The sequence below is a fragment of the Treponema sp. TIM-1 genome, from assembly GCF_046533115.1.
Taxonomy (GTDB): domain Bacteria; phylum Spirochaetota; class Spirochaetia; order Treponematales; family Breznakiellaceae; genus JAIRMO01.
The window spans coordinates 1-22,718 of record NZ_JAJQRC010000005.1; the positions used below are offsets into that span (position 1 = coordinate 1).

Sequence of the window (22,718 nt, forward strand, 5' to 3'; positions counted from 1 at the left end):
ACGAACGACACGAACATCACGAACTTTTGCTTCGATATTCCGGAATTTATACCTGAATTCTCTTCTTTGTTCGTGGGAAAGCAGGAAAGAACTACCGGTGAAAACGCCAATTTGTCTTTGTTTCTGTTCGTGTGGTTTGTGAGGTTCGTGGTTAAAATTTCTCCTTGGGACCCTTGCGTGATATGAAGTAATATAGAAGAGACAAGACGATTACAAATTTATGTTTATTATAACAGGAGAGAAAGATGCCTAAATCGATAGTGGTAAATCCTCAGGATGTACGGAAGCCGGAGATCCTCAAAATCAAGGATATTCCGGTTAATCAATACAAAAGCGATATAAAAAAGGAGCTGAGCCGTTACGGCAAGGACAAGCTCATCCGGATCTGGTACGACATGGCGACCATCCGGGAATTTGAAACCATGCTCAATACCTTTAAAACCCAGGGCGCCTGGCAGGGTATCGAATACAACCACAAGGGGCCGGCCCATCTTTCCATGGGGCAGGAGGCTTCCGCGGTGGGTCAGTGTGTGAACCTCACCACCGATGATTACATCTTTGGAAGCCACCGGAGCCACGGGGAGATTCTCGCCAAATGTTATTCCGCGGTGTGGCAGCTGGACGAAAAGAAGCTGGAAGCCATCATGAAGGACTTCCTGGGGGGAGAAACCCTGGGGGCCACCGAAAAGATCCCCTACCACGGGATTAAGGACCTGGCGGAGAATTTCGTCCTCTACGGTACCCTGGCGGAGATCTTCGCCCGGAAGGCGGGGTTTAACCGGGGCCTGGGAGGGTCCATGCACGCCTTTTTCACCCCCTTCGGGTCCATGCCCAATAACGCCATCGTGGGGGGCTCCGCGGATATCGCCGCGGGATCGGCCCTGTACAAACGGATCAACCGGAAGCCGGGGATCGTCATCGCCAATATCGGGGACGCCTCCATGGGCTGCGGCCCGGTTTGGGAGGCGATGATGCTCTCCGCCATGGACCAGTACCATACCCTCTGGCCCCAGGAAGCCGGGGGGGCGCCGCCCATCCTCTTTAACTTCTTCGATAACTTCTACGGCATGGGGGGGCAAACCTCGGGGGAAACCATGGGATACGGCGTCATGGCCCGGGTCGGCGCCGGGGTTAACCCCGATAACATGCACGCCGAGCGGGTGGACGGCTACAATCCCCTGGCGGTGGCGGAGGCGATCTCCCGAAAGAAGGAGCTGCTCCTCGCAGGCAAGGGGCCGGTACTCCTGGACACCCTGACCTACCGGATCTCGGGCCACTCCCCTTCGGACGCTTCGAGTTACCGGAGCCCCGAGGAAATAAAACTCTGGCAGGACGCCGACGCCATTGCGTCCTACGGAAACTACCTGGTTGAAAACAAGATCGCCGGTCAGAACGAGCTGGATGCCCTGGGGGCGAAACTCAAGGAAAAGCTCCTGGCGGTGGTAAAACTGGCGGTAAACGATGAGGTTTCTCCCCGGCTGGGAGGGGCCTTTATCGAATCGGTGATGTTCTCCAACGGTAAGGTGGAAAAACTGGAGGACCGGGAGCCGGAACTGTCCCAGCCCCTGGCGGAAAACCCCCGGGTAAAGGCCCTGGCGGGAAAGGCCCGGTACGGCTTTGACCCCGACGGGAAGCCGGTATCGAAAAACAAGGCCTTCCAGTACCGGGACGCCCTTTTTGAAGCCCTGGCCCACCGTTTCGCCATCGACCCCACCATGGCCGCCTGGGGAGAGGAGAACCGGGACTGGGGAGGGGCCTTTGCGGTGTACCGGGGGCTCACGGAGCTTTTGCCCTATCACCGGCTTTTCAACAGCCCCATCTCCGAGGGGGCCATCGTGGGCGCCGGGGTGGGGTATGCCCTGTCCGGGGGCCGGGCGGTGGTGGAACTGATGTACTGCGACTTTATGGGCCGGGCCGGGGATGAGATCTTCAACCAGGCATCCAAATGGCAGTCCATGTCCGCGGGGCTCCTCAAGATGCCCCTCACCATCCGGGTGTCGGTGGGGAACAAGTACGGCGCCCAGCACAGTCAGGACTGGTCGGCCCTCACCGCCCATATTCCGGGGCTCAAGGCCTATTTCCCCGCCACCCCCTACGACGCCAAGGGGATGCTCAACCTGGCCCTGCGGGGGACGGACCCGGTGATCTTCTTTGAAAGCCAGCTCCTGTACGACATGAGCGAACAGTTTGAGAAGGGAGGGGTCCCCGAAACCTACTACGAGGTACCCGAGGGGGAACCGGTCATCCGGAAACCCGGAACAGACCTGACCATCGCCACCCTGGGGGCGACCCTCTACAAGGCCACGGAGGCGGCGAAGAAGCTGGAAGCCGCTTACGGCCTCTCGGTGGAGCTGATCGACCTCCGGTTCATCAATCCCTTACATTATGACCCCATCGTCGAATCGGTGAAAAAAACCGGGAAGATCCTCCTCGCCAGCGACGCCGCGGAACGGGGGTCTTTCCTCCACACCGTGGCCAGCAATATCCAGACCTTTGCCTTTGATTACCTGGACGCCCCGGTGGCGGTGGTGGGGAGCCGGAACTGGATCACCCCGGCGGCGGAGATGGAACAGCTCTACTTCCCCCAGGTGGACTGGATCATCGACGCGGTACATGAGCGGATCCTGCCCCTGCCGGGACATACCCCGGTAACGGTACAGACCACCCTGGACTTACAGCGGCGAAACCGGCAGGGGGTATAATATGGGAATAGATTTATTATGAAAGACCCCATAGCCCCGGTAAATGATCCCCGGATAGGGGGGGAGGAACGGCTGGCCGCCCTTAAGGACCTGGAAGGGAAAAACCCGGGGATAATTAAAAAAACCGGGGAGATCAACAACCATATCCACACCATCTACAGTTTTAGCCCCTATACCCCCTGCATGGCGGCCTTCAAGGCCCGGGACGCGGGGCTGGAAGCGGCGGGCTCCGTGGATCACGATTCCATAGCCGCTGCGGAGGAGATGCTCGCCGCCTGCGCGGTCCTGGGGATCGGGGGCTGCGTGGGTTTTGAGGTCCGGGTGAGTTTTAAGACCGGGCCCGACGGGAAGCCGGGGCCCTTTGCCCACCGGAAGATCAACAACCCCGATTCGGAGGGCCTGGTATATATGACCGTTCAGGGCATACCCCGGCCCGCTATCCCCGTAGTCCGGGATTTTCTCAAACCCATCCAGGCGGAACGGCTCCTCCGCACCCGGGCCATGACGGCTTCCGCCAATGAGCTTTTCCGGGAGGCGGGGCTTCCCCCCCTGGATTTTGAGGAGGATATTTGGAACCGTTCCAAGGCCGCCGAGGGGGGGGGCATTACCGAGCGGCACCTCCTGGCGGCAATGGCGGAAAAACTCATCCAAACCGACGGAAAGGGTCCGGCCCTGGCGGAAAAGCTTAAAACCCGGTTCGGCCTTGAACCCTCCCCAAAAATCGCGGGGCTCCTGGGGGCAGGGGATAATCCCCACTACCTTTTCGATCTCATCGGGGTCCTGAAATCCGGCTTGCTTCCCCGGATTTTTATTCAGCCCGGCGAAAAGGAGTGTATCCCCGCGGAAAAGGTGACGGAATTCGCCTGTTCCATCGGGGCCATTCCCGCCTACGCCTACCTGGGGGATGTGGGCGAATCCCCCACCGGGGACAAGCGGGCGGAAAAATTCGAGGATTCCTATATCGAGGAGCTTTTCGATGAACTGGTCCGGCGGGGGTACCAGGCGCTTACCTATATGCCCCCCCGGAATACCCGGGAACAGCTCCTGGGCCTTCAGAAACTCTGCCGGGAGCAAGGCTTTATGGAGATCTCCGGGGTGGATATTAACAGTTCCCGTCAGTCCTTTAACTGTCCCGAGGTGTTATTCCCCGAATTCCGGCACCTGACGGATACCACCTGGGCCCTCATCGCCCATGAACGGCTCGCCTCGGTGAACCCGGCGCTGGGGCTCTTTTCGCCGGCCAATCCCCTGGCCGCAGAACCCCTGGGAAAACGGCTGGCCCGTTACGCCGCCGAAGGGCGGTCCTTGGATCTCTTGCGGCCCGAGGAGTCGGCGGCCAAAATCGCGGCCCGCCTGATGCGGGGTTAGTACCTTATATGCCTAATATATGGAAGAAAGAAAAAGAATTCGACCACAAAGGCGAAGAAGGTATATTTAGTGTTTACAAGGGATTGGAAGATAGGCTATACTATATGTTGCCTTAAAATGTCATGTTTTGAGGCTGTTTTATTAAAAAGGGGGTAGTTTCAAAATTATGGTCCGGGGGACCATAATTTTGAAACCGCCTCAAATTAGGCAGGTTTTATGAGTTCTATTGATTGTACCCGTCTGGCGCCCCTGGTCCGGGGGCTGTGCGTTGGGGTTTCCCAGCAGTCCCGGGTGGTTATTTCCGGATCCATCGGTAAGGCGGTTTCCTCCCAGGTCCTTACCGTTGAATTAGGCTCCGCCCTCAAGGAGGATCGGCTGGACGAAGAAGCCGCCGCCCTGGTCCTGCAGGAAGCCTATGCCGCCTGGGAATTTGAAATGGCCCCCTCCGGGGCGGAGGCGATTACCCAAAAAGCGACGGTGGAAAAATATCCCGCCTGTATCGTTATCCATATTAAGGACAACCCCGAGGTGGTATTTTGGATTGACCGGGATCTGGATACCGTCCGGAAACGGGCCGAGCAGGAAGATATTTCCGTTCTGGAAGAACGGATCCCCCAGAATGACGGGCTGAGCGATCCCCGGTCAAACGCCAAAAGCCGGGGTGAGGTGGTTAAAAACAAGATAGCCCTGGTGACCGGCGGCGCCCAGGGGTTTGGGGAAGAAATCGCCCGGGCCCTGGCTGTTTCGGGGGCCCTGGTGTTTATCGCCGACCTCAATCTGGACGGGGCGGAAAAGCTGGCCGCCAGGATAAACGCCGCCGAGAAGCGGACCGCGGCCCTGGCGGTGGCGGTTAATGTAGCCGACGAAGCCTCGGTGGAGGGGATGTTCCGCCGGGTCGTGGAGACCGCGGGGGGACTGGACCTCTGTATCAGCAATGCCGGGGTCCTCAAGGCGGCAAGCCTCCTGGAACAGGATCTGGGGAGCTTTAAATTTGTCACCGATGTAAACTATACGGGGTTTTTCCTCATCTCAAAATATGCGGGCCGGCTTTTGCGGCTCCAGTACCGTACCGCCCCGAGTTGGAAAACCGATATCATCCAGATCAACTCCAAATCGGGTCTTGAGGGTTCCAATAAAAACGGGGCCTATGCGGGGGGAAAATTCGGCGGCTTGGGGCTGACGGAGAGTTTTGCCCTGGAATTGGTGGAATACAACATCAAGGTAAACGCCATCTGTCCGGGTAATTTTTTCGACGGTCCCCTCTGGTCGGATCCGGAAAAAGGGCTTTTTGTCCAATATTTACGGGCCGGTAAGGTTCCGGGGGCACGGACCATCGAGGATGTCAAGACTTTTTACGAATCCAAGGTACCCATGAAGCGGGGGTGTACCGGGCCCGACGTGATGCGGGCGATCTATTATATTGTGGAACAGGAGTATGAAACCGGTCAGGCGGTTCCGGTAACCGGCGGACAGGTCATGCTGCACTAAAGGAGGGAGGGGATGGAATACGCTATCGCGGTAATCGATATCGGAATGACCAATAAAAAGGTAGCGATTTACGATGATGCCCTTACCCAGGTAGACGCCCACTACCGGGTTTTTCCGCCCAGGGATATCGACGGCCTGGAGGCCCATGACCTGGAGGCCATGGAAGGGTGGTTTATCAGCCGGCTGGCGGAGGCCGCCAAGACCTACCCCATTAAGGCCATCGCGGTTACCACCCACGGGGCCACCTTTACCGCCGTCGGTGGGGATGGCAAACCGTCGATCCCCTGTATCTATTACACCCATGAACCGGGGGAAGAATTCCACCAACGGTTTTATGCCCAATTCGGAAGCCCCGAAGATCTCCAGGCCCGCACCGGGACCCCCTACCTCAAGGCCATGATCAACACCGCCAAGGGCATTTTTTTCGCCAAGGAAAAATTCCCCCATGAATTTCAGAAGACGGCCCATCTGCTCTTATACCCCCAGTATTGGGGGTACCGGTTTACCGGTAAAACCGGGATAGAAGGCACCTATATGGGCTGCCATAGCTACCTCTGGGACCAGGTTGCGGGACGTCTCTCGTCGGTGGCGGAGGGCCTGGGCATTGCTTCCCTGATACCGGGAAAACTAAACAATTCCTGGGATGTTCTGGGGACCATCACCGAAGAGGTGTCCCAAAAAACCGGCCTTCCCCGGGATACCATCGTTACCCTGGGGATCCACGATTCCAATTCCTCCCTGCTCCCCCATTTCACCAAAAAGGGGGAGACCGGGTTTATCCTCAATTCCACCGGGACCTGGTGCGTACTCATGAACCCGGTAAAACACTATGGTTTTGCCCCGGATGAATTGGGCAAGGTGGTCTTTTTTAACATTTCCGCCTTCCGGGGGCCGGTAAAAACCGCCATTTTCCTGGGGGGTCAGGAATTCGAGACCTGGTCCAAAATCCTGATGGCCCTCCATAAACGGGAGGACCTTCCGCCCTACGATGAGGGGCGGTACCGCTCCATCCTGGAAAAGAAAAACTGCTTTCTTTTGCCGGAGCTTACCGCCGGAACCGGCCAGTTTCCCCGGTCCAAGCCCCGGATCGTGGAAGCGGGGAAGGAGTATCATTTTGAAGACATCAGCCGGGGAAGGGCCCTTCCCCCCTGTTTTAACGATTACGAAAACGGTTTTGCGGCGCTGCGGATCTCCCTGGTGATGCAGACCCTCACCGCCCTGGAGCGGACCGGCCTGACGCCGGGGGTGGAGGTTTTCACCGAGGGGGGGTTCCGGCAAAACAAGGCCTACAATGCCCTGGTTTCGGCAAGCCTCCCGGACAACCGGGTGTTTCTTACCGACATAGCCGAGGCTACCGCCCTGGGGGCGGCCATGACCGCCAAAATGGCCCTGACGAGAAAGGCGCTGGCGGATCTGTCCAATGATTTTGAGGTGGAATATAAGGAGGTGGCCAAAAGCTCCATTCCCGCCTTATTCCCCTACCGGGAAGCCTGGTTACGCTATACCGGGTGACAAAAAATTGCGGTCCCAATGAGAGGAGGAACCATGAAAACAAAAGCGGTACGCATTTACGGCGTTAACGATCTACGGTTGGAGGAATTTGAGCTTCCCGAAATTAAGGAAGACGAGATCCTGGCCAGGGTAATATCCGATTCGATCTGTATGTCCAGCCACAAGCTGGCCATGCAGGGGGAAAAACACAAACGGGTCCGGTACGATCTGACCAAACAGCCCATCATCATCGGCCACGAATTCTGCGGAATTATCGAAAAGGTGGGGGCCAAATGGGCGGACACCTTTACGGCGGGCGCGAAATTTGCCATCCAGCCGGCCCTTAACTACCCCGGTCCCGACGGGGCGGGGACCCTCTGGGCGCCGGGGTATTCCTATGAATACATCGGGGGGGACGCCACCTACATCATCATCCCCCGGGAGGTAATGGAAATGGGCTGCCTCCTGGACTATCCGGGGGATAATTATTATATGGGTTCCCTGGCGGAACCGGTTTCCTGTATTGTGGGGGCCTTCCATGCCCAGTATCATACCAAGGGGGGGTCCTATGTCCACGCCATGGGGATTACCGAAGGGGGCTCCCTGGCCCTGCTGGCGGGGGTGGGCCCCATGGGCCTGGGGGCCATTGATTACGCCATCCACAATCCCCGCAAGCCCTCCCGGCTGGTGGTGACCGATATCGACGAAACCCGTCTGGCCCGGGCCGCCCAGCTTTTAACCGTGGAGGAGGCGAAAAAGAACGGGGTGGAACTGGTCTATGTGAACACCAAGGATGCGGCGGACCCCGTGGCGCAGCTCAAGTCCCTGAATGGGGATAAACTCTACGACGACGTATTTGTTTTTGCCCCGGTCAAGCCGGTGCTGGAGTTGGGGGACCGGCTCCTGGGGAAGGATGGCTGTCTTAACTTTTTTGCCGGACCCACGGATACCGCCTTTTCCGCATCCTTTAACTTCTATAACGTACACTACGAATCCCACCACATCGTGGGAACCTCCGGGGGGAATACCGATGATCTCATCGAATCCCTGTCCATGATGGCCAGGGGAGAACTCAACCCGGTCTTTATGATTACCCATGTGGGGGGATTGGATTCGGCGGCCCGGACCACCATCGATCTGGATAAGATCCCCGGGGGCAAAAAACTCATCTACACCCACAAAAAACTGGAGCTTACCGCCATAAGCGACTTTGCGGAAAAGGGCAAAAAAGACCCCTTCTTCGCGAAACTCGCGGAGATCTGCGGCCGCTATCAGGGCCTGTGGAACCGGGAAGCGGAAAACTATCTGCTGGAAAACGCCCCGGAGATCTAGGGGTTTATTTCTATCCTGCGGGTTGGTTGATGGTTAAATTGCTTTTATATACTATAGTAAAGGTATGCGATCATCAAAAGAATTGTCTTTGAATAAAAAAATACTGACCGCCGTTACGAATTTGTCCCCTTCGGGGAAGGCGGTCAAGGCCGCCGAATTCCTCCTGGGGGACGAGGAAATACGGGCCATGCAGGATTACGCCAATACGGTTTCCATTAAACGGCTGGGGTACAATGACCATGGCCCGGTACACATGCGCACGGTGGCCCTGAACACCCTGCGGATGATGGAATTACTGAGAAAGGCGGAGATCAAAACCACCCTTGAAGGGGAAGATTCCGGGGATTTTGAGGACAGCCTGGTGGCGGTGCTGACGGCGGGATTTCTTCATGACGTGGGGATGACCATGGGACGGCAGGACCACGAGATTCACGGGAGTTACCTGGCCGCCCCCCTGATAGACCGGCTGCTCCAAAAGATATATCCGGATAATATACTGCTGCGGGTTTCGGTCCGTTCCATAGCCCTGGAATCCATCAGCGGACACATGGGGAACCGGCTCATCCATTCCCTGGAAGCGGGAGTGATCCTGGTGGCCGACGGCTGCGACATGGAAAAAGGCCGGGCCCGGATCCCCATAGCCCTGGCAAACCTCCCCCGGGTGGGAGATATTCACAAATATTCCGCCAATTCCATAGAGCAGGTGCGGATCTCCGCGGGGAAGGAAAAGCCCATCCGCATCGACGTGGCCATGTCCGGCGAGGTGGGGCTTTTCCAGGTGGAGGAGGTTCTGTTGGGAAAAATCGCCGCCAGTACCGTCAAGGGGTATATTGAACTATACGCCCAGGAAAACGACAAGGAACCCAAACGGTATCTATAAAAACTTCACGATAATCGTTATGCTGAAAAAAAAGGAAATCTTATGAACACCGCCCTGGATAAGATAAAAATTTGTTATATCGGCGGCGGTTCCCGGAACTGGGCCTGGGTGCTGATCCAGGACCTGGCCTTTGAAAAGGAAATTGCCGGGACCATCCACCTCTACGACCTCAAGGAATCCGCGGCCCGGGATAACGAGATTATCGGTAACCGGGTCATGGCGGAAAACAATGACCGCCGCTGGACCTTTACGGCCGCTTCTTCCCTGGAAGAGGCCCTGACCGGGAGCGACTTTGTCTTCATTTCTATCCTTCCCGGGGATTTTGAGAAGATGGCGGTGGATGTCCACGAACCGGAAAAATACGGCATCTACCAGTCCGTGGGGGACACCGTCGGTCCCGGGGGGCTCATACGGGCCCTGAGGACCATCCCCCTGTTCCGGGAGATCGCCCAGGCAATCAGGACCTGGGCCCCCGATGCCTGGGTCCTCAACTACACCAACCCCATGACTATCTGTACCCGGACCCTCTACCAGGAATTCCCGGAGATTAAGGCCTTCGGATGCTGCCACGAAGTGTTTCACACCCAGAAGCTCCTGCGGACGGTGCTGGAAGAGGCCGGGGTAGTTACCCCGGGGACCGCCGGCCGGGAGGAGATTAAGACCCGGGTGCTGGGGATAAACCACTTTACCTGGATTGACCGGGCATCCTGGAAGAACGTGGATATTTTCCCCTATTACGCCGAATTCGCCGAAAAATACGCGGTCCCGGGCTTTGAGGCGCCGGGGGAAAAGAACTGGCAGAACGACTACTTCAGCTCCGCCGAGCGGGTTAAGCTGGACCTGTTCCGCCGCTACGGCCTTATCGCCGCCGCGGGGGACCGGCACCTGGCGGAATTCTGCCCCCATACCTGGTATATGGCCGGCCCAGAACAGGTCCGGGAGTGGAAGTACCGCCTGACCCCGGTTTCCTACCGGATCGAAAACCGGAAACAGCTGGAGGAAAAGGCCGCGGCCTACCGGGACGGCAGGGAAAAGCTGGCGCCGGCTAACTCCGGGGAGGAGGGGCTGCGGATCGTGAAGGCCCTCCTGGGCCTGGGGAACCTGGTTACCAACGTGAACCTGCCCAACCAAGGCCAGATGCCCGACTTCCCCCGGGGGCCGGTGGTGGAGACCAACGCGGAATTCTCCCGGGACAACATCCAGCCCCTGGTGAGCAAGGGCCTTCCCAGCGAGATCAGGAATATCACCCTCCACCACGTTTACAACCAGGAGGGCATGGTCGAGGCGGCCTTTGCCGGGGATGCGGAAAAGGCCTTCCGGGTCTTCCTGAACGACTATTCGATCCAGACCCTGAGCCGGGACCAGGCCCGGGAGCTTTTCGCGGCCATGACCGCCAAAACCCTCACCCCCGGCAGCCCCCTCATCCTGGCTAAAGGGTAAGGGTGTCCGGTTCGCCGTAGTTGGGGGGGATTACCCCGGGATTGGCAATGCTGACAAAGCTTGTCCCGGAGTATTCCAGCCGCTCGTTTCCCGATACGGCGAAGGGGATGTTCCGGCCCTGATACACCACGGTTCCTGTTATCCGCCGGACGCTCATGCCAATGAGCCCCCGGAGGGCGCCCCTCCGGTCGGTAACGACCCTGACCCCGGGGGGGAATTGGTAGAGCAGTTCCCCGTTTTTATACACCCCGGAAAGTTCCCGCTGGTTGACGAATTCAAAGCGGGCATTGTCCACCATACGGCTGTACCCGGTCTCCTCGGCCACCGATTCTCCGTGGTCTATCCCCCGGGGGACCAGGGCGGTAAACCAGAGATCCCCCCCGGGGGTTGGGAAGATCCCGCTGAGCCGCTCCAGGTAATCCAGGACGCAGAGCATGGTGGGGGTGTAGTTTTCCCCATACCCTTCGTGACCAAGCCAGGCGTCGAGGCTTCCGGGGAATTTTTCAAACCGGGAGAGGGCGGCGATAATCGGGTATTGGATCCAGGTCAGCTCCACCGGCCGGTGATGGTAGTCGAACGCATGGGGCAGTCGGATCTGGGTGAGGAAGCTTACCTGCCCGGCCCAACTGTTGAATTGGAAGGATTGGCTGAACCCCGGCTCGTCCATGGCGATGGTGGTAATGGGGTAGCGGCAGAAGAACTTCTTCGTGTTGAGGAGATAGCGCCTGAGGGCGTCCTCAAAGAGGGCGTCGTCCCCTGCTTCGCAGGCCAGCACCCGGATGAGGGTATCGCTCTGGATGCGGACAAAGCGGTCATGCCGGTCCCGGTCATAAAAGTAATGATCGGTCTCGTCGTAACAATAGCGCATGAGGCTTTCCCGGCTCTGCCGGGCCTTTGCCTCCCAGGACGGATCCGGTATGCCTAATTCCCGGGCCATGAGGGCCAGGTACTTCCGCTGGCAGTACACATTGGCGGTCATGTCCGGCGCCAGGAAGGGCAGGACCGGCGAATCCGGATCGTACCGGGCGGGGTCGCCCCCATAGGGGGTGTCCGGCACCTGCCAAAACCGGGGAGAGGCGTCGCTGCCGGTGTCAAAGGTACAGAAGGCTTCCACGCAGCCCGTTCCCCGGGTGTTCCGGTATTTTTCCAGCCATTGGTCGTTGCGGCTTATGGCCCGGTACATCTTCTCCAGGAACCCTTTGTTCCCGTGCAGACAATAATGGTTCCAGACACTCCGGGCCAGGGGACTGACCATCTGGACCTGCCTGAAATTGGGCCCCCCGGGGAGGAGCTTATAGGGGATAAGGCCGTCTTCCCGCTGAAAATCCGCGAAAAGTTCGAAGGTAAGCCGGGCCGCTTCCGGGCAGAACCGGGAAAGCAGCTCCGCGCTGATGGTACCGGTACTTTCCAGCCAGGCGCCGAGAAACACGGCCCCCTCGATCAGCATGCCCCCCCCGGACGCCGAAGGGACCACACAGCGCGCGAGGTCCCGGACCGCCCGGTAGTAGACCCCCTCGATTTTGGGATGGGATGCCGCGAACTTGACCCCAGAGCGGATAAATTCATCCAGCGCGGCCCTGCCGGTCCTGGTCTCCACCTCCCCTACCCGGCTTTCAACATGGGTTTCCCGCAGTTTTGCTAACATATCCATCGCGTTCTCCGCAATAGGTTTAGCAGAAGCCCGGGTCCTTTGTAAAGAGCGGCTGTTTCAATACAGGGGAGGAAGACCACGAACCTCACAAATAAAGGAGAGGAAAACCACGAACCACACGAACCACACGAACAGAGGAGAAGGAAATTACGAACCTCACGAACAAAGGACGGGGAAGGGGCAAGTGCCGGGCAGCGAAAAGGAAAATGCCGGGAAATTGAAAATTTTATTTGTCAAAAATTAGAAGCCATGGTAGAATGGTAGGATGGAAATGATGCCCCATAATTCCCGGGAGGAGCGCCGTATGAAAAACAGTACCGGTAATCGAGGAAAAATAATCCGCGAAAACCTCTCGTCCTATGTTTTTCTTATTCCCTGGCTTTTGGGTTTTTTTATCCTCACCCTGTACCCCATGATCTATTCCCTGTACCTGTCCTTTACCCAATACGATATCCTGCAGCCCCCAAAATGGATAGGACTGCGGAATCTTTTGGTGATGTTTGCGGGGAACGATGAATTTCCCCGGGACACCCGGTTTCTCAATTCGCTCTTTGTTACCTTCCGTTTTGTCTTTATCTCGGTACCCCTAAAACTGGTCTTCGCCCTGGCGGTGGCCATGCTGATGAACCAGAAGCTCAGGCTCATCCCCTTTTACCGAACCATCTACTACATTCCCACCCTGCTGGGGGGCTCGGTGGCCATCGCGGTCCTCTGGCGGCGACTCTTTGCCGCGGACGGGATCATCAACGCCATCCTCCGGGGGGCCTTTAACGCCGACCCGCCGGCCTGGATCTCCAACCCCAAATACGCCCTCTACACCCTGATACTGCTGGCGGTCTGGCAGTTCGGGTCCCCCATGATCATATTCCTTGCGGGGCTCAAGCAGATCCCCCAGGAATACTACGAGGCGGCCAGTGTGGACGGGGCGGGAAAGGTCCGGCAGTTTTTCTCCATCACCCTGCCGAGCCTGTCCCCCATCATTTTCTTTAACATGGTGATGCAGATGATCAGCGCCTTCCAGTCCTTTACCCAGGCGTTTATCGTGTCCGGCGGCCAGGGCGGCCCCCTGGATTCCACCATGTTCTATAGTCTCTACCTCTACCTCAAGGGCTTTGCCTTCTACGAAATGGGGTATGCTTCGGCTATGGCGTGGGTACTCCTCATCATTATCGCCGCCCTGACCGCCCTGACCTTCCGAGTCTCGGGGTCCCTGGTGAGCTATGGAGGCGGAGAATGAAACGGCAAACCGGAAGGCTGTTCTATGCCGGCCTTTCAAATATGGTTATCATTGTTTTGGGGATCGGGATGCTCTACCCGGTTGTCTGGCTCATCATGGCGTCCTTTAAAGAGGGGAACACCATCTTTAGCGATCCCAGCCTGATCCCCCAATCCGTCACCCTGCAAAACTATGTCCGGGGCTGGCAGGGTATCGGGATCGTCGGGTTCGGTACTTTTTTCAGGAATTCTTTCTTTATCTGCGTCCTCTGCGTGGTCTTTAACGCGGCTTTTTGTTCCCTTACCGCCTATGCCTTTGGCCGGCTCAAGTTTGCGGGGAGGAACCTCTGGTTCGCCCTGATGATGCTTACCCTGATGCTGCCCGGCCATGTAACCACCATTCCCCGGTACATCATCTTCCGGACCTTCGGCTGGATCGACACCTACCTCCCCCTGGTGATCCCGAAACTTTTCGCCACCGACGCCTTTTTCATCTTCCTCCTGGTGCAGTTTGTCCGCAGCCTCCCCAAGGACCTGGACGAATCGGCCCTGATTGACGGCTGCGGCAAATTCGGCATCTATATCAGGATCATCATTCCCCTCACTGTCCCGGCCCTGATAACCACGGTACTTTTTACCTTCCTCTGGACCTGGGACGATTTTTTCAACCAGCTATTGTACCTCAACTCGCCGCCCATATACACGGTCCCCATGGGGCTGCGGCTTTTTATCGATTCTTCGGGGATGTCATCCTGGGGGTCCATGTTTGCCATGGCGGTTCTTTCCATTGTTCCCTGTTTTGTTCTTTTCTTTTCCCTGCAAAAATATTTTGTCCAGGGAATCGCCACCACCGGTATCAAGGGATAGTGTATCCCATCATTTTATGGAGGTTTTGTAATGAAAAAAATCGTATTGGGTTTGGTTGTTTTAATGATGAGCGCCGCCGTGATCTTTGCGGCAGGCGGGGGACAGCAGAGCGGCGGCAGTCCCGCGGCTTCCGGCGGGGGCGATGCGGGTACCATCATCCTCCGGTGGGCGTTCTGGGGCAGCGAGGCCCGGGTAAAGGCAAGCCAGGCGGCTATCGACGCTTTCCAGGCGGCCAATCCGGGGATCAAAGTGAACATCGAGGTCTCCGGGGGAACCGGGGATCACTTCAACAAGGTCGATACCCAGCTCGCCGGCGGCGCCGGGCCCGACATCATCCAGATGGGGGGTAACTTTCCCGATTATGTGGCAAAAAACGTGATCCTCAATCTGAACCCCTACAAGGGAGGGCTCCTGAACGTTTCCACCATCGATGCCGGGGCCATTGAGGCCGGTTCGGTACGGGGCAACCTCTACGGGGTTTCCACCGGGGCCACCATTCCCGCCCTGATCTACAACAAGACCCTCCTGGAAAAGGCGGGCCTTCCCCTGCCCAAGGTTACCCAGACCTGGGAGGAATTCCGGGCCTACCTCGCTTCCATCAAACCCAGGCTCCCCACGGGGGTGTACCCCCTGACGGACTTCGGGTCCACCTCCTCGGGTTCCACCGGGTTCGGCTACTGGCTGCGCTGGAACGGCACCCCGATCTACGACGACGTAACCGGGACCACCAAGGCTACTGCTGCGGACGCCAAGAAGTTCCTGGATCTGTTTAAGGATTACCGGGACAACGGCTTTGTTCCCCCGGCGGATATTTCCGCGGGTTACGCGGAAACCAATGTGGATTCATCCTCCCTTATCGCCGGTAAAGTGGCGATCAGTTTTATCGTTTCCAACCAGTTTGCCAATTACCAGGCCGCCATCCAGGATGAACTGGGGCTCATCGAGCTCCCCGGCGCCGCAGCGACCAAGGCCCTCTGGCCCCAGTTGAGCCAGGTTTACACGATCAACGCCGCCTCCAAAAACATCGAAGCGGCGGTAAAATTTATCAACTTCCTGGTGAACAGCCCCGAAGCGGGAAAGATCATCGGCAATGACCGGGGGATTTCCTCTTCCTCAAGTTTCCGGCAGGGAGCGTCCTCGGTAGCTACGGCGGCGGATCAGAAGGTTTTTGCCTATCACGATGTCGCCGGCCCCCATACTTCCCCGGAGACCCCCCATCTGCCCAATGATACGGAGTTGAACAGTACCCTGAACCTTATCTACCAGCAGGTGGCCTTTGGTCAGATCAACACCACCCAGGGGGGGCAGCAGATCTACGAGCTTTTGGTACGGCTGTCCCGAAAATAGTGTGTTCGGAAGTTTAGCCATGGCTAAGCCCGGCGGGGAATTACGCCCCGCTCACTACCTGTAGAGTCCGCGGTAACAGCCCGTAAACGGTCTGTTACCGCGGGGAATTCCAGAGACGTGAGCGGGGCGTAATTCCCCGCCGGGCTGACGGCAAGGGCTAAACTGCCGATGTTAAAGGGGGTAAGAGGGCTTTTCAGACGAATTTTTTTGGAGGCGTTACGTTTGCGCTAAACGGTAGGGTCTGGGGTAACAGCCCGTAAACGGTCTGTTATGACGGGGGGGGATTTAGGGAGTGGGGCGTAATTCCCCGCCGGGCGTAACGACATGGGCCTAAAATTTTGTTGGAAATTTTTAAAAAAATATGTTGCCAAAACAGTCTATAAAATGTATTATAAAAGTACGGCCCACTTCACCCACAATTTGGCCGCCAAATTGCCGCATACACCCGGAACGTTATGCGAAGTAAAACCCGCTACAGATGGCGATTGCCTTATGTTACTCCTTTGGTACAAGTTAAATATTACTCCAAATTTCAATTAACTGTTTATTCCATTTTAACGTATTTGTTAAATATTTTATGTCATTCATTCTATAGTCTAATTTCAACGAAGACTCTTTATATGCCTTTGATTGGTCTATGTTTTGATTTTTCATATTAATAATCGCCAGACCTGCCATACTTTCTGCCCTCAGACTTTTATTGTCAATATTCATCTCTATGCTTTTTTTGAAATAATCTTCTGAAATACTATATTCTCCTTTCTCAAAATACAAAAAACCAAGATTGTTATAGGGTTCAGCAAATCTATAATTTAATACTATTGCTTTTTTAAATGCATTCTCTGAATTTTCATAATCTGTCAAATGATAATAGACTATGCCTAAATTGTTATAAAGATCCGGATTATTCTCATCTATTTTTTCTGCGATCTTTAAACAATCCAGTGCTGCTTCAAAATTATTTCCTTCGTCGTATATATAGGCTAAAGAAATATATGCAAATTGATAGTCTGCATCTTCATCTATAGATTTTTTGAAATAATAAATCGCGTTATGATAGTCGCCGGAATAATAATAAAACCATCCTAACGAATTATACATTGTTGGTCTTTCCGTAAATGGAATTACTGGGCCAATTTGTTCGTTTTCCCTTTCTGAAATCCAGTTTTCATATGCCGTATTATAATTTTCCCGGGCAATCGCATAATCCGGATTTGAAACAAATGACAAATGAAAATATTTCATTGCATTGATATAATCATTCTCTTTAAAATAAGCAACGCCAATATTATTTAATACTTCGTAGTTATTTTCATGTTCTGCTAAAGTAGTATTAAAATAGTCGATTGCTATTCTGTTCATATTTAACTTTAAATAGCATAATCCATATAGATATGCTAATTCATTTTGATGTTCAAAATAATATTTATTTAACAATCTAATAACTTCTTCATATTCTTCCAGGAGATATTTTGTTAAAATATATTCTATATCCGATTCATAAGACAAATCCTGAGCAAATATTGAATGCCCCTTATTTGAAAATTGTGAGAATAATAATATCATTAAAAAAACAACACATTTTACTTTTTTCATTATAATCCTCCTGAAATTTTTTTATGTTATCCAGTATAAACTTTCTTGTCAAGACCTTATTTTTAGCGTCATCATGGATCTTCGGCGTGTTTTCTATTTTCAAATAATTTCCGGTTTTATTTCGCATAACAGGCCTGTTATGTTCAGTTTTTTGGCCCCATTATAGCTATTTCTTATATCCCAGCTCTACTTTCTCTTAATAATTCTACAATTTCCTGTGTCGTTATATCAGCCTCTATACATGGAATATCCTCAAGAGGCGATTTTCCAGTTTTATCTTCGTTCTTTATCGGGAGTATTTTATAACGATTTCCATCTCGGGTATTCACTATTACTTCATTAGTCAATGCAGCATTAAAAATTTCAGTTGCGTCCTCTATAAAATCAGTATAATCAAATACTAACATTTTATCCTCCCAAAATGGTAATACCAAGTTCTTTTCCAATTCTTGTCATATTACCATCAAAAGTCAATAATGGAAAATTTAGTCTGTTTGCAAATTCTAAATAACAAGCGTCATAAGCATAAATTTTATATTTCCATGCTATTTCCAATGCCTTTTCAATATCCACGTCTATTGTTTTTACAGGTATTTTTTTAAAATATTTATATGCACTTATCATACGTTCTTTATCGATTATTTTTTTCTTTATCATTTTGGTCAAACCATTTGCAATCTCATAAGAGACCATATTAGGAGAAGAAATTACAGCATCCTTTGTCAATTGCAGAACCAATTCCCTTTCTGGTTCTTTTATAATAACAGCCATGATTGCGCTAGCATCCAATATCAGTTCCATAAATTTATGATATATTATTAATCCAATAATGTCAATAGTATAAAAAAAGTATATTTGGATGATTTTTTCAAAAACTTTCGGCAAATTTCGGCAAAAAAATTGTTTCGGCCGTTGCCGACCTAGGCGAATGGAACCCCGAAGGGCCGGCCCCGCAGCGCTAACAGACCTGTTATGCGTCGTTTATTTTTATTAGATTTTCCATGCATATATTTTTAATAACTTTTCTTTGAACAATGAGGAACGTTCTTTCATAGCAGAAATATTCCAAGGATTGTTTTTCCGTTCATCTATATCGCGGTTTAGTGCCGTAACTTTTGTATAATCGTTTATTTTGCTCAAAAAAAAGGATTTTGACCGGCATGACTATTAGCAGGCTGACTTAATAACTCATGTTACGCAGGAAGAATAGGATTAACCACGAACGACACGAACACCACGAACTTTTGCTTCGATATTCCGGAATTTATGCCTGAATTCTCTTCTTTGTTCGTGGGAAAGCAGGAAAGAACTATCGGTGAAAACGCCAATTTGTCTTTGTTTCTGTTCGTGTGGTTCGTGAGGTTTGTGGTTAAAATCTCTTCTTGGGACCCTTGCGTAACATGAGTTAATAAATGATACATTTTGATCAAATAATTCTCTAAAAGACCTATTTCCAACATTTTCGTTAGGCATATATATTCTCCTTTTTAAGGATAGTATCTTTATATTTTCTCTTTGTCAAGTTTTATTATAAATTTTTAACATGGTTAAAATAAACGTCGCATAATAGCTCTGTTAGTGCTACGGAGCCTAAAGGCCCCTCGACATCCATTCGTCTAGGTCAGTCGCAGTGCTCCTTCCCACAGCTCGCTCCACCACATTTTTGCGGTTACTGGAAACCTACGGTTTCCTTTATCGCAACCGCCCAAACGTCAGTTACAGCCGGGACATTATACGAAATGGCCTATTTCATTTTTTTCAAAAGATACTTGACAATTACACAATATATTGTGTAAAATACTATTGGAGGATAAAATGGCGACGAATTTGGCTATTGATGATAATTTGTTAAAGACGGCACTTGTTATTGGGGGATTAAAAACCAAAAAAGATACGGTAAATCTGGCTTTGGATGAATTTATCCAAAGACGGAAACGACAGGAAGTTATTGATTTATTTGGAAAGATAGAATTTGATAAAAATTATGATTATAAAAAATCACGCGGAAAAAGATGAAAATATTAATAGATACTCCAATATGGTCAAAGGCATTTAGACGCAGAAAAATAAAATCTGACGATAAAGCTATTGTGGATGTTTTAAAATATTTAATTGACGAATTTATGGAAGTAATTATTGGCCCCATTCGACAAGAATTATTATCAGGAATATCTGATGAAAAAGTATTTAATGAACTAAAAGAAAAGATGGAAGGGTTTAATGATTTTCCAATAGAAACAAAAGATTATGAACTGGCGGCAGAATATTCCAATATATGCAGAAGAAATGGGATACAAGGATCGAATACGGATTTTTTGATATGTGCAATATCAGTTAGAAATAACTTTGAAATATATACAATGGATGATGATTTTAACCAGTATAAACAATACTTGCCGATAAAAATATTTGACATAAAAACAATAGGCCGTTTCGCATAACAGGACGGTAACTGCTGCGGTTCCTCATGCAGGAAGAACAGGATTAACTACGAACCACACAAACCGCACGAACAGCGGAGAGAATATTGAGCATTACTGATTGCGCCGGGGTTGACGGCAAGGGGGACTAAAAGACGGTTGTTGGATAGAAAAATAAGGACCCTCCTGCCCAAATTGGGCAGGAGGGTTTGGGTCTCTTTCAAACCCGGCGCAGGCCGGGTTTTGGGAGGCGCGTTTTTTACACAGGCGGGAAGCTTGTTTGCCTTCCCGCCCTTAGTAAGGAAGCGTCCGAAAGTTTAGTTTCGGACGCTTCCTTGGGTTGATTACAGGGTCACCGAAGCTGAAGCCGCAATTCCTGTGCCTGAAGTGGGTCCCGTGATGGTTAAGCTGCCCGCCGGTGTGGCGCCGGAGAGATCCCCTACTGTCGAGGAACCGGTTTCGGCGCTGCCCCGGAGAATACCGCTTCCAGTGATCGCTGCGGTGCCAATGTTTTTTCCGTTCAGGGTGGTTACGGTATATTCCGTTTCTTCGCCCAGGGTGATTTTACCGGGGACTTGTCCGCCTTCCAGGATAATACGGTCGCCTGCTGCTGCAAGGTTCAAAGAACCGTGGTATTGCAGGTTAAGGTTGGCCTCGGCTATGGTAAGGGTGCCACTGGTTACCGTAATGGTCGGGCTGCCGCTTTCCTCGGGGATCGCGAGGGTCCCGCTGCCGGAGATCCTGTTGGGTGCAAGGGTTATGGGGCCGCCTGTGGCGGTGAGGAAGGACGCGGTACCATCGATCCCGGCTATTTGAGTAGCGCCGATGATGATCTTATAGCCGTTGCCGGCGGAGGCATGGAAGCCTAACTCAATAAAGGCGCCGTCTTCCAGGGTCAGGGTACCAGGAGTCGTATCCGCATTAACGGTGATAGCATTTGCAACGGCAAGCCGTAAGTAACCGTCCGGTAATACCCGCAGGTCGCCGTCGATATCGGTGATCTCCGCATTCCCCAGGATCAGGGTCCTGTCCTCTACGGATTCGGGGTCGGTTTCGCTGGTCCGGGCAGGGCCCGCTGTGAGCCGTGCGCCGGCGGCGGGGGTTATGTATACCTCACCGCTCCCCGCGGCCAATACCGGGGTTTCGCCTACGCGGATCTGCGTACCGGGCCTAAGAATTAATTTGTCGGTTACTGCTGCCAGGGTGATTATTTGTCCATGGTCCAGGGTAACAAAATCGCCGCCCAGGGTGAGGGTTCCGGCGGTGTTTTTGGTTAACCCGGCTTTAAATTCCGTCTCGCAGTCGATAATCGTGGCTGCCCCAAAGGTGGTCTGGGCGCTGAAGATTACCTTGCCCCTGCCGGCAATACTATTGGCGGCGGCGGCGGAACCAAGAGCGGTGGAAGTTGTAAGGGAAGCCGCAAAGTTAATGGTACCGTTATTGGCCTTGCTTTTGATGAAGTTGGCAACAGTGGGGGTAAAGTCTTTGGTGAAATTTATGACTCCGGTGCTGGTGTTGGTGGTGATGTCAAAGGCGTTGGTAGTAATAGCGGTTGTAGCAAAGTTTATGGTTCCGCTATTATTCGCAATCATCCCGCCGCCGGTAATACTACCGGAATCGCCGGTATTAAGGGTTAGGGTACCTTCGTTGCTGGTGGCATTGACCGCACCACTGAAGGTTGTAGGAGCGGTAATGGCTATGGTACCGGCATTGTTAGCGATTGTAACCACCCCACTAAGGTTCGCAGCGGTAATGGCTATGGTACCGGCATTACTAACGGTCCCGATACCAACAGTACCACTGATAGTTGAAACGACAACGCTTATGGAACCGGCACTGTTACCTATGGAAACAGCTGTCCCGATGGTTCCCGTACTTACCGCGACCTTGCCTGATTCGGCAACTCCGCCGATGGAGAGGGTGGCAATACTGGTTGCGTCACTGATCGTAAGGGTTTCAGGGCCTTCGATATTGCCTATGTTAATAAGGGTCGTACCACCACTATCAGGTCCCGCGATGGTGATGGGGGTAGTGGCTTTGATCGTGCCAAAGTAAGCCGAAGGCGACGCAGGCAAGATAAGGGTAACACTCTCCGGGACGCTGCTGGTCAGGGTAGAAGTGTCGGCAAATTTGAAATTGGTACCGATGGCGGCAAAAACAGCGCCGTTACTCCCGGTAAGGTCCACCTCTCCCAGGGCGATGAATTGGGGCGTACCTGCCACTGTTCCATTGCCGGGCACCGCGGTAGATCCCGCGTTGATCGTAAGCTTGTCCACCACGTAAATGCTCTGCACATGGGGGGCGACATCTGCCGTAAAAGCCGAACCTATCTGATAGCTTGGGATGGCAATATGAGCATCAGTCCCCTGGACGGCCATAAGGGCGTTTTCCATGTACCGAACTTTACGGCCCTGGTTGGTGAGAACGGCGTCGGAGGCTGTTATGATATGATTACCGTCATCTGCGTCCCGGTATATAAAAACGCCGGTGTCCTGTACGGTTATGGTGGCGCCTTCCTCAAAGGTGAGGTTTGCTAAGGCCGCGTTCACAATGATACCGGCGGTTACCGTTACATCGCCCTCAACCCGGACATCCACCGTACCAAAACTGGCGACCGGGGGCCTAGCAGGAAGGTATCCTACACCGCCGGTGAGGATCACACTGTCGGTGAGGATGACGGCGCGCTTCGTGTCCAGGGCGGATCTTACGGCTGCCGCCACATCGGCCGCGTCGGCCTCGCCGAACAGGTAGTTTTGACTGTATACTACAGTCCCTCCGTCACTGTCGGTGGCTTGGGAGCATCCCGTCAGGACAAACAGCGCCGCCAGTAACAGGACAACACTGCCAAAAATATATTTTTTCAACATAAAACACTCCTTAAATTATCCGGAACCAGGCCGGATCTTCGTTTCCCGTACTGC

18 protein-coding genes are annotated in these 22,718 nt (G+C 53.2%); 12 read left to right on the top strand and 6 right to left on the bottom strand.

All coding sequences use genetic code 11. The features are described from left to right. Positions 1–245: 245 nt before the first annotated feature. The 7 genes from LQZ21_RS03925 (at position 246) to LQZ21_RS03955 (ending at position 10,701) form a co-directional block, all read left to right on the top strand. Positions 246–2,702 (top strand): alpha-ketoacid dehydrogenase subunit alpha/beta, encoded by a 2,457-nt coding sequence (locus LQZ21_RS03925; protein ID WP_411042865.1) that lies wholly within the window; start codon positions 246–248, stop codon positions 2,700–2,702. A gap of 18 nt (positions 2,703–2,720) precedes the next feature. Next, complete coding sequence (locus tag LQZ21_RS03930) at positions 2,721–4,070, top strand: PHP domain-containing protein (protein ID WP_411042866.1); 1,350 nt, start codon at positions 2,721–2,723, stop codon at positions 4,068–4,070. Between the two features lie 216 nt (positions 4,071–4,286). Next, positions 4,287–5,558: an SDR family NAD(P)-dependent oxidoreductase gene (locus LQZ21_RS03935; protein WP_411042867.1), complete on the top strand. Its 1,272-nt coding sequence runs from the start codon at positions 4,287–4,289 to the stop codon at positions 5,556–5,558. A 12-nt stretch (positions 5,559–5,570) separates the two neighbouring features. Further along, positions 5,571–7,070 carry an FGGY-family carbohydrate kinase gene (locus tag LQZ21_RS03940; protein WP_411042868.1) on the top strand — a complete coding sequence of 500 codons (1,500 nt, stop codon included), beginning with the start codon at positions 5,571–5,573 and terminating at the stop codon, positions 7,068–7,070. A gap of 33 nt (positions 7,071–7,103) precedes the next feature. Continuing rightward, positions 7,104–8,381, top strand: coding sequence for a zinc-binding dehydrogenase (locus LQZ21_RS03945; protein WP_411042869.1), 1,278 nt, complete (start codon positions 7,104–7,106; stop codon positions 8,379–8,381). Between the two features lie 64 nt (positions 8,382–8,445). Beyond that, positions 8,446–9,261 (top strand): phosphohydrolase, encoded by an 816-nt coding sequence (locus tag LQZ21_RS03950; protein ID WP_411042870.1) that lies wholly within the window; start codon positions 8,446–8,448, stop codon positions 9,259–9,261. Positions 9,262–9,303: 42 nt separating this feature from the next. Then, entirely contained in the window at positions 9,304–10,701 is a 1,398-nt protein-coding gene (locus LQZ21_RS03955) for a family 4 glycosyl hydrolase (protein WP_411042871.1), read from the top strand. Here the strand turns inward: LQZ21_RS03955 and LQZ21_RS03960 are convergent. Beyond that, positions 10,691–12,352 carry an MGH1-like glycoside hydrolase domain-containing protein gene (locus LQZ21_RS03960; protein ID WP_411042872.1) on the bottom strand — a complete coding sequence of 554 codons (1,662 nt, stop codon included), beginning with the start codon at positions 12,350–12,352 and terminating at the stop codon, positions 10,691–10,693. The genes LQZ21_RS03955 and LQZ21_RS03960 overlap by 11 nt on opposite strands. A 304-nt stretch (positions 12,353–12,656) precedes the next feature. Here LQZ21_RS03960 and LQZ21_RS03965 point away from each other — a divergent pair, with 304 nt between their 5' ends. The 3 genes from LQZ21_RS03965 to LQZ21_RS03975 are packed head-to-tail and all read left to right on the top strand — an operon-like array spanning position 12,657 to position 15,781. Next, positions 12,657–13,589: a carbohydrate ABC transporter permease gene (locus tag LQZ21_RS03965; protein WP_411042873.1), complete on the top strand. Its 933-nt coding sequence runs from the start codon at positions 12,657–12,659 to the stop codon at positions 13,587–13,589. Next, on the top strand, positions 13,586–14,434 hold the full coding sequence (locus LQZ21_RS03970; protein ID WP_411042874.1) for a carbohydrate ABC transporter permease: 849 nt from the start codon (positions 13,586–13,588) through the stop codon (positions 14,432–14,434). Before LQZ21_RS03965 ends, LQZ21_RS03970 begins: the two co-directional genes overlap by 4 nt. A gap of 30 nt (positions 14,435–14,464) precedes the next feature. Next, the gene (locus LQZ21_RS03975; RefSeq protein WP_411042875.1) at positions 14,465–15,781 is read left to right on the top strand and encodes an ABC transporter substrate-binding protein; all 1,317 of its coding nucleotides are present in this window, start codon (positions 14,465–14,467) and stop codon (positions 15,779–15,781) included. A 513-nt stretch (positions 15,782–16,294) separates the two neighbouring features. Here LQZ21_RS03975 and LQZ21_RS03980 read toward each other — a convergent pair. The 4 genes from LQZ21_RS03980 to LQZ21_RS03995 all read right to left on the bottom strand — a co-directional run bounded on the left by LQZ21_RS03980 (position 16,295) and on the right by LQZ21_RS03995 (position 18,850). Beyond that, the gene (locus LQZ21_RS03980) at positions 16,295–17,377 is read right to left on the bottom strand and encodes a tetratricopeptide repeat protein (RefSeq protein ID WP_411042876.1); all 1,083 of its coding nucleotides are present in this window, start codon (positions 17,375–17,377) and stop codon (positions 16,295–16,297) included. A gap of 173 nt (positions 17,378–17,550) precedes the next feature. Beyond that, positions 17,551–17,784 (bottom strand): prevent-host-death protein, encoded by a 234-nt coding sequence (locus LQZ21_RS03985; RefSeq protein ID WP_411042877.1) that lies wholly within the window; start codon positions 17,782–17,784, stop codon positions 17,551–17,553. A 1-nt stretch (position 17,785) separates the two neighbouring features. After that, positions 17,786–18,178: a type II toxin-antitoxin system VapC family toxin gene (locus LQZ21_RS03990; protein ID WP_411042878.1), complete on the bottom strand. Its 393-nt coding sequence runs from the start codon at positions 18,176–18,178 to the stop codon at positions 17,786–17,788. Positions 18,179–18,589: 411 nt separating this feature from the next. Further along, the gene (locus LQZ21_RS03995) at positions 18,590–18,850 is read right to left on the bottom strand and encodes a hypothetical protein (RefSeq protein WP_411042879.1); all 261 of its coding nucleotides are present in this window, start codon (positions 18,848–18,850) and stop codon (positions 18,590–18,592) included. Positions 18,851–19,192: 342 nt separating this feature from the next. Between LQZ21_RS03995 and LQZ21_RS04000 the strand changes: the two genes are divergently transcribed. Next, entirely contained in the window at positions 19,193–19,393 is a 201-nt protein-coding gene (locus LQZ21_RS04000; protein ID WP_411042880.1) for a type II toxin-antitoxin system VapB family antitoxin, read from the top strand. Next, the gene (locus LQZ21_RS04005) at positions 19,390–19,818 is read left to right on the top strand and encodes a PIN domain-containing protein (protein ID WP_411042881.1); all 429 of its coding nucleotides are present in this window, start codon (positions 19,390–19,392) and stop codon (positions 19,816–19,818) included. The genes LQZ21_RS04000 and LQZ21_RS04005 overlap by 4 nt, the downstream gene beginning before the upstream one ends. Before the next feature lie 323 nt (positions 19,819–20,141). On the opposite strand, the gene LQZ21_RS04010 is transcribed toward LQZ21_RS04005, so the two are convergent. Further along, positions 20,142–22,664, bottom strand: coding sequence for a beta strand repeat-containing protein (locus tag LQZ21_RS04010; protein WP_411042882.1), 2,523 nt, complete (start codon positions 22,662–22,664; stop codon positions 20,142–20,144). Positions 22,665–22,718 lie beyond the last annotated feature (54 nt).

Coding starts and splice junctions, on each gene's coding strand:
- LQZ21_RS03990 (WP_411042878.1), bottom strand. CDS start 18,178: ATGGAACTGATATTGGATGCTAGCGCAATCATGGCTGTTATTATAAAA.
- LQZ21_RS04005 (WP_411042881.1), top strand. CDS start 19,390: ATGAAAATATTAATAGATACTCCAATATGGTCAAAGGCATTTAGACGC.
- LQZ21_RS03945 (WP_411042869.1), top strand. CDS start 7,104: ATGAAAACAAAAGCGGTACGCATTTACGGCGTTAACGATCTACGGTTG.
- LQZ21_RS03950 (WP_411042870.1), top strand. CDS start 8,446: ATGCGATCATCAAAAGAATTGTCTTTGAATAAAAAAATACTGACCGCC.
- LQZ21_RS03985 (WP_411042877.1), bottom strand. CDS start 17,784: ATGTTAGTATTTGATTATACTGATTTTATAGAGGACGCAACTGAAATT.
- LQZ21_RS04000 (WP_411042880.1), top strand. CDS start 19,193: ATGGCGACGAATTTGGCTATTGATGATAATTTGTTAAAGACGGCACTT.
- LQZ21_RS03935 (WP_411042867.1), top strand. CDS start 4,287: ATGAGTTCTATTGATTGTACCCGTCTGGCGCCCCTGGTCCGGGGGCTG.
- LQZ21_RS03980 (WP_411042876.1), bottom strand. CDS start 17,377: ATGAAAAAAGTAAAATGTGTTGTTTTTTTAATGATATTATTATTCTCA.
- LQZ21_RS03995 (WP_411042879.1), bottom strand. CDS start 18,850: ATGCCTAACGAAAATGTTGGAAATAGGTCTTTTAGAGAATTATTTGAT.
- LQZ21_RS03975 (WP_411042875.1), top strand. CDS start 14,465: ATGAAAAAAATCGTATTGGGTTTGGTTGTTTTAATGATGAGCGCCGCC.
- LQZ21_RS04010 (WP_411042882.1), bottom strand. CDS start 22,664: ATGTTGAAAAAATATATTTTTGGCAGTGTTGTCCTGTTACTGGCGGCG.
- LQZ21_RS03940 (WP_411042868.1), top strand. CDS start 5,571: ATGGAATACGCTATCGCGGTAATCGATATCGGAATGACCAATAAAAAG.
- LQZ21_RS03955 (WP_411042871.1), top strand. CDS start 9,304: ATGAACACCGCCCTGGATAAGATAAAAATTTGTTATATCGGCGGCGGT.
- LQZ21_RS03925 (WP_411042865.1), top strand. CDS start 246: ATGCCTAAATCGATAGTGGTAAATCCTCAGGATGTACGGAAGCCGGAG.
- LQZ21_RS03960 (WP_411042872.1), bottom strand. CDS start 12,352: ATGGATATGTTAGCAAAACTGCGGGAAACCCATGTTGAAAGCCGGGTA.
- LQZ21_RS03970 (WP_411042874.1), top strand. CDS start 13,586: ATGAAACGGCAAACCGGAAGGCTGTTCTATGCCGGCCTTTCAAATATG.
- LQZ21_RS03965 (WP_411042873.1), top strand. CDS start 12,657: ATGAAAAACAGTACCGGTAATCGAGGAAAAATAATCCGCGAAAACCTC.
- LQZ21_RS03930 (WP_411042866.1), top strand. CDS start 2,721: ATGAAAGACCCCATAGCCCCGGTAAATGATCCCCGGATAGGGGGGGAG.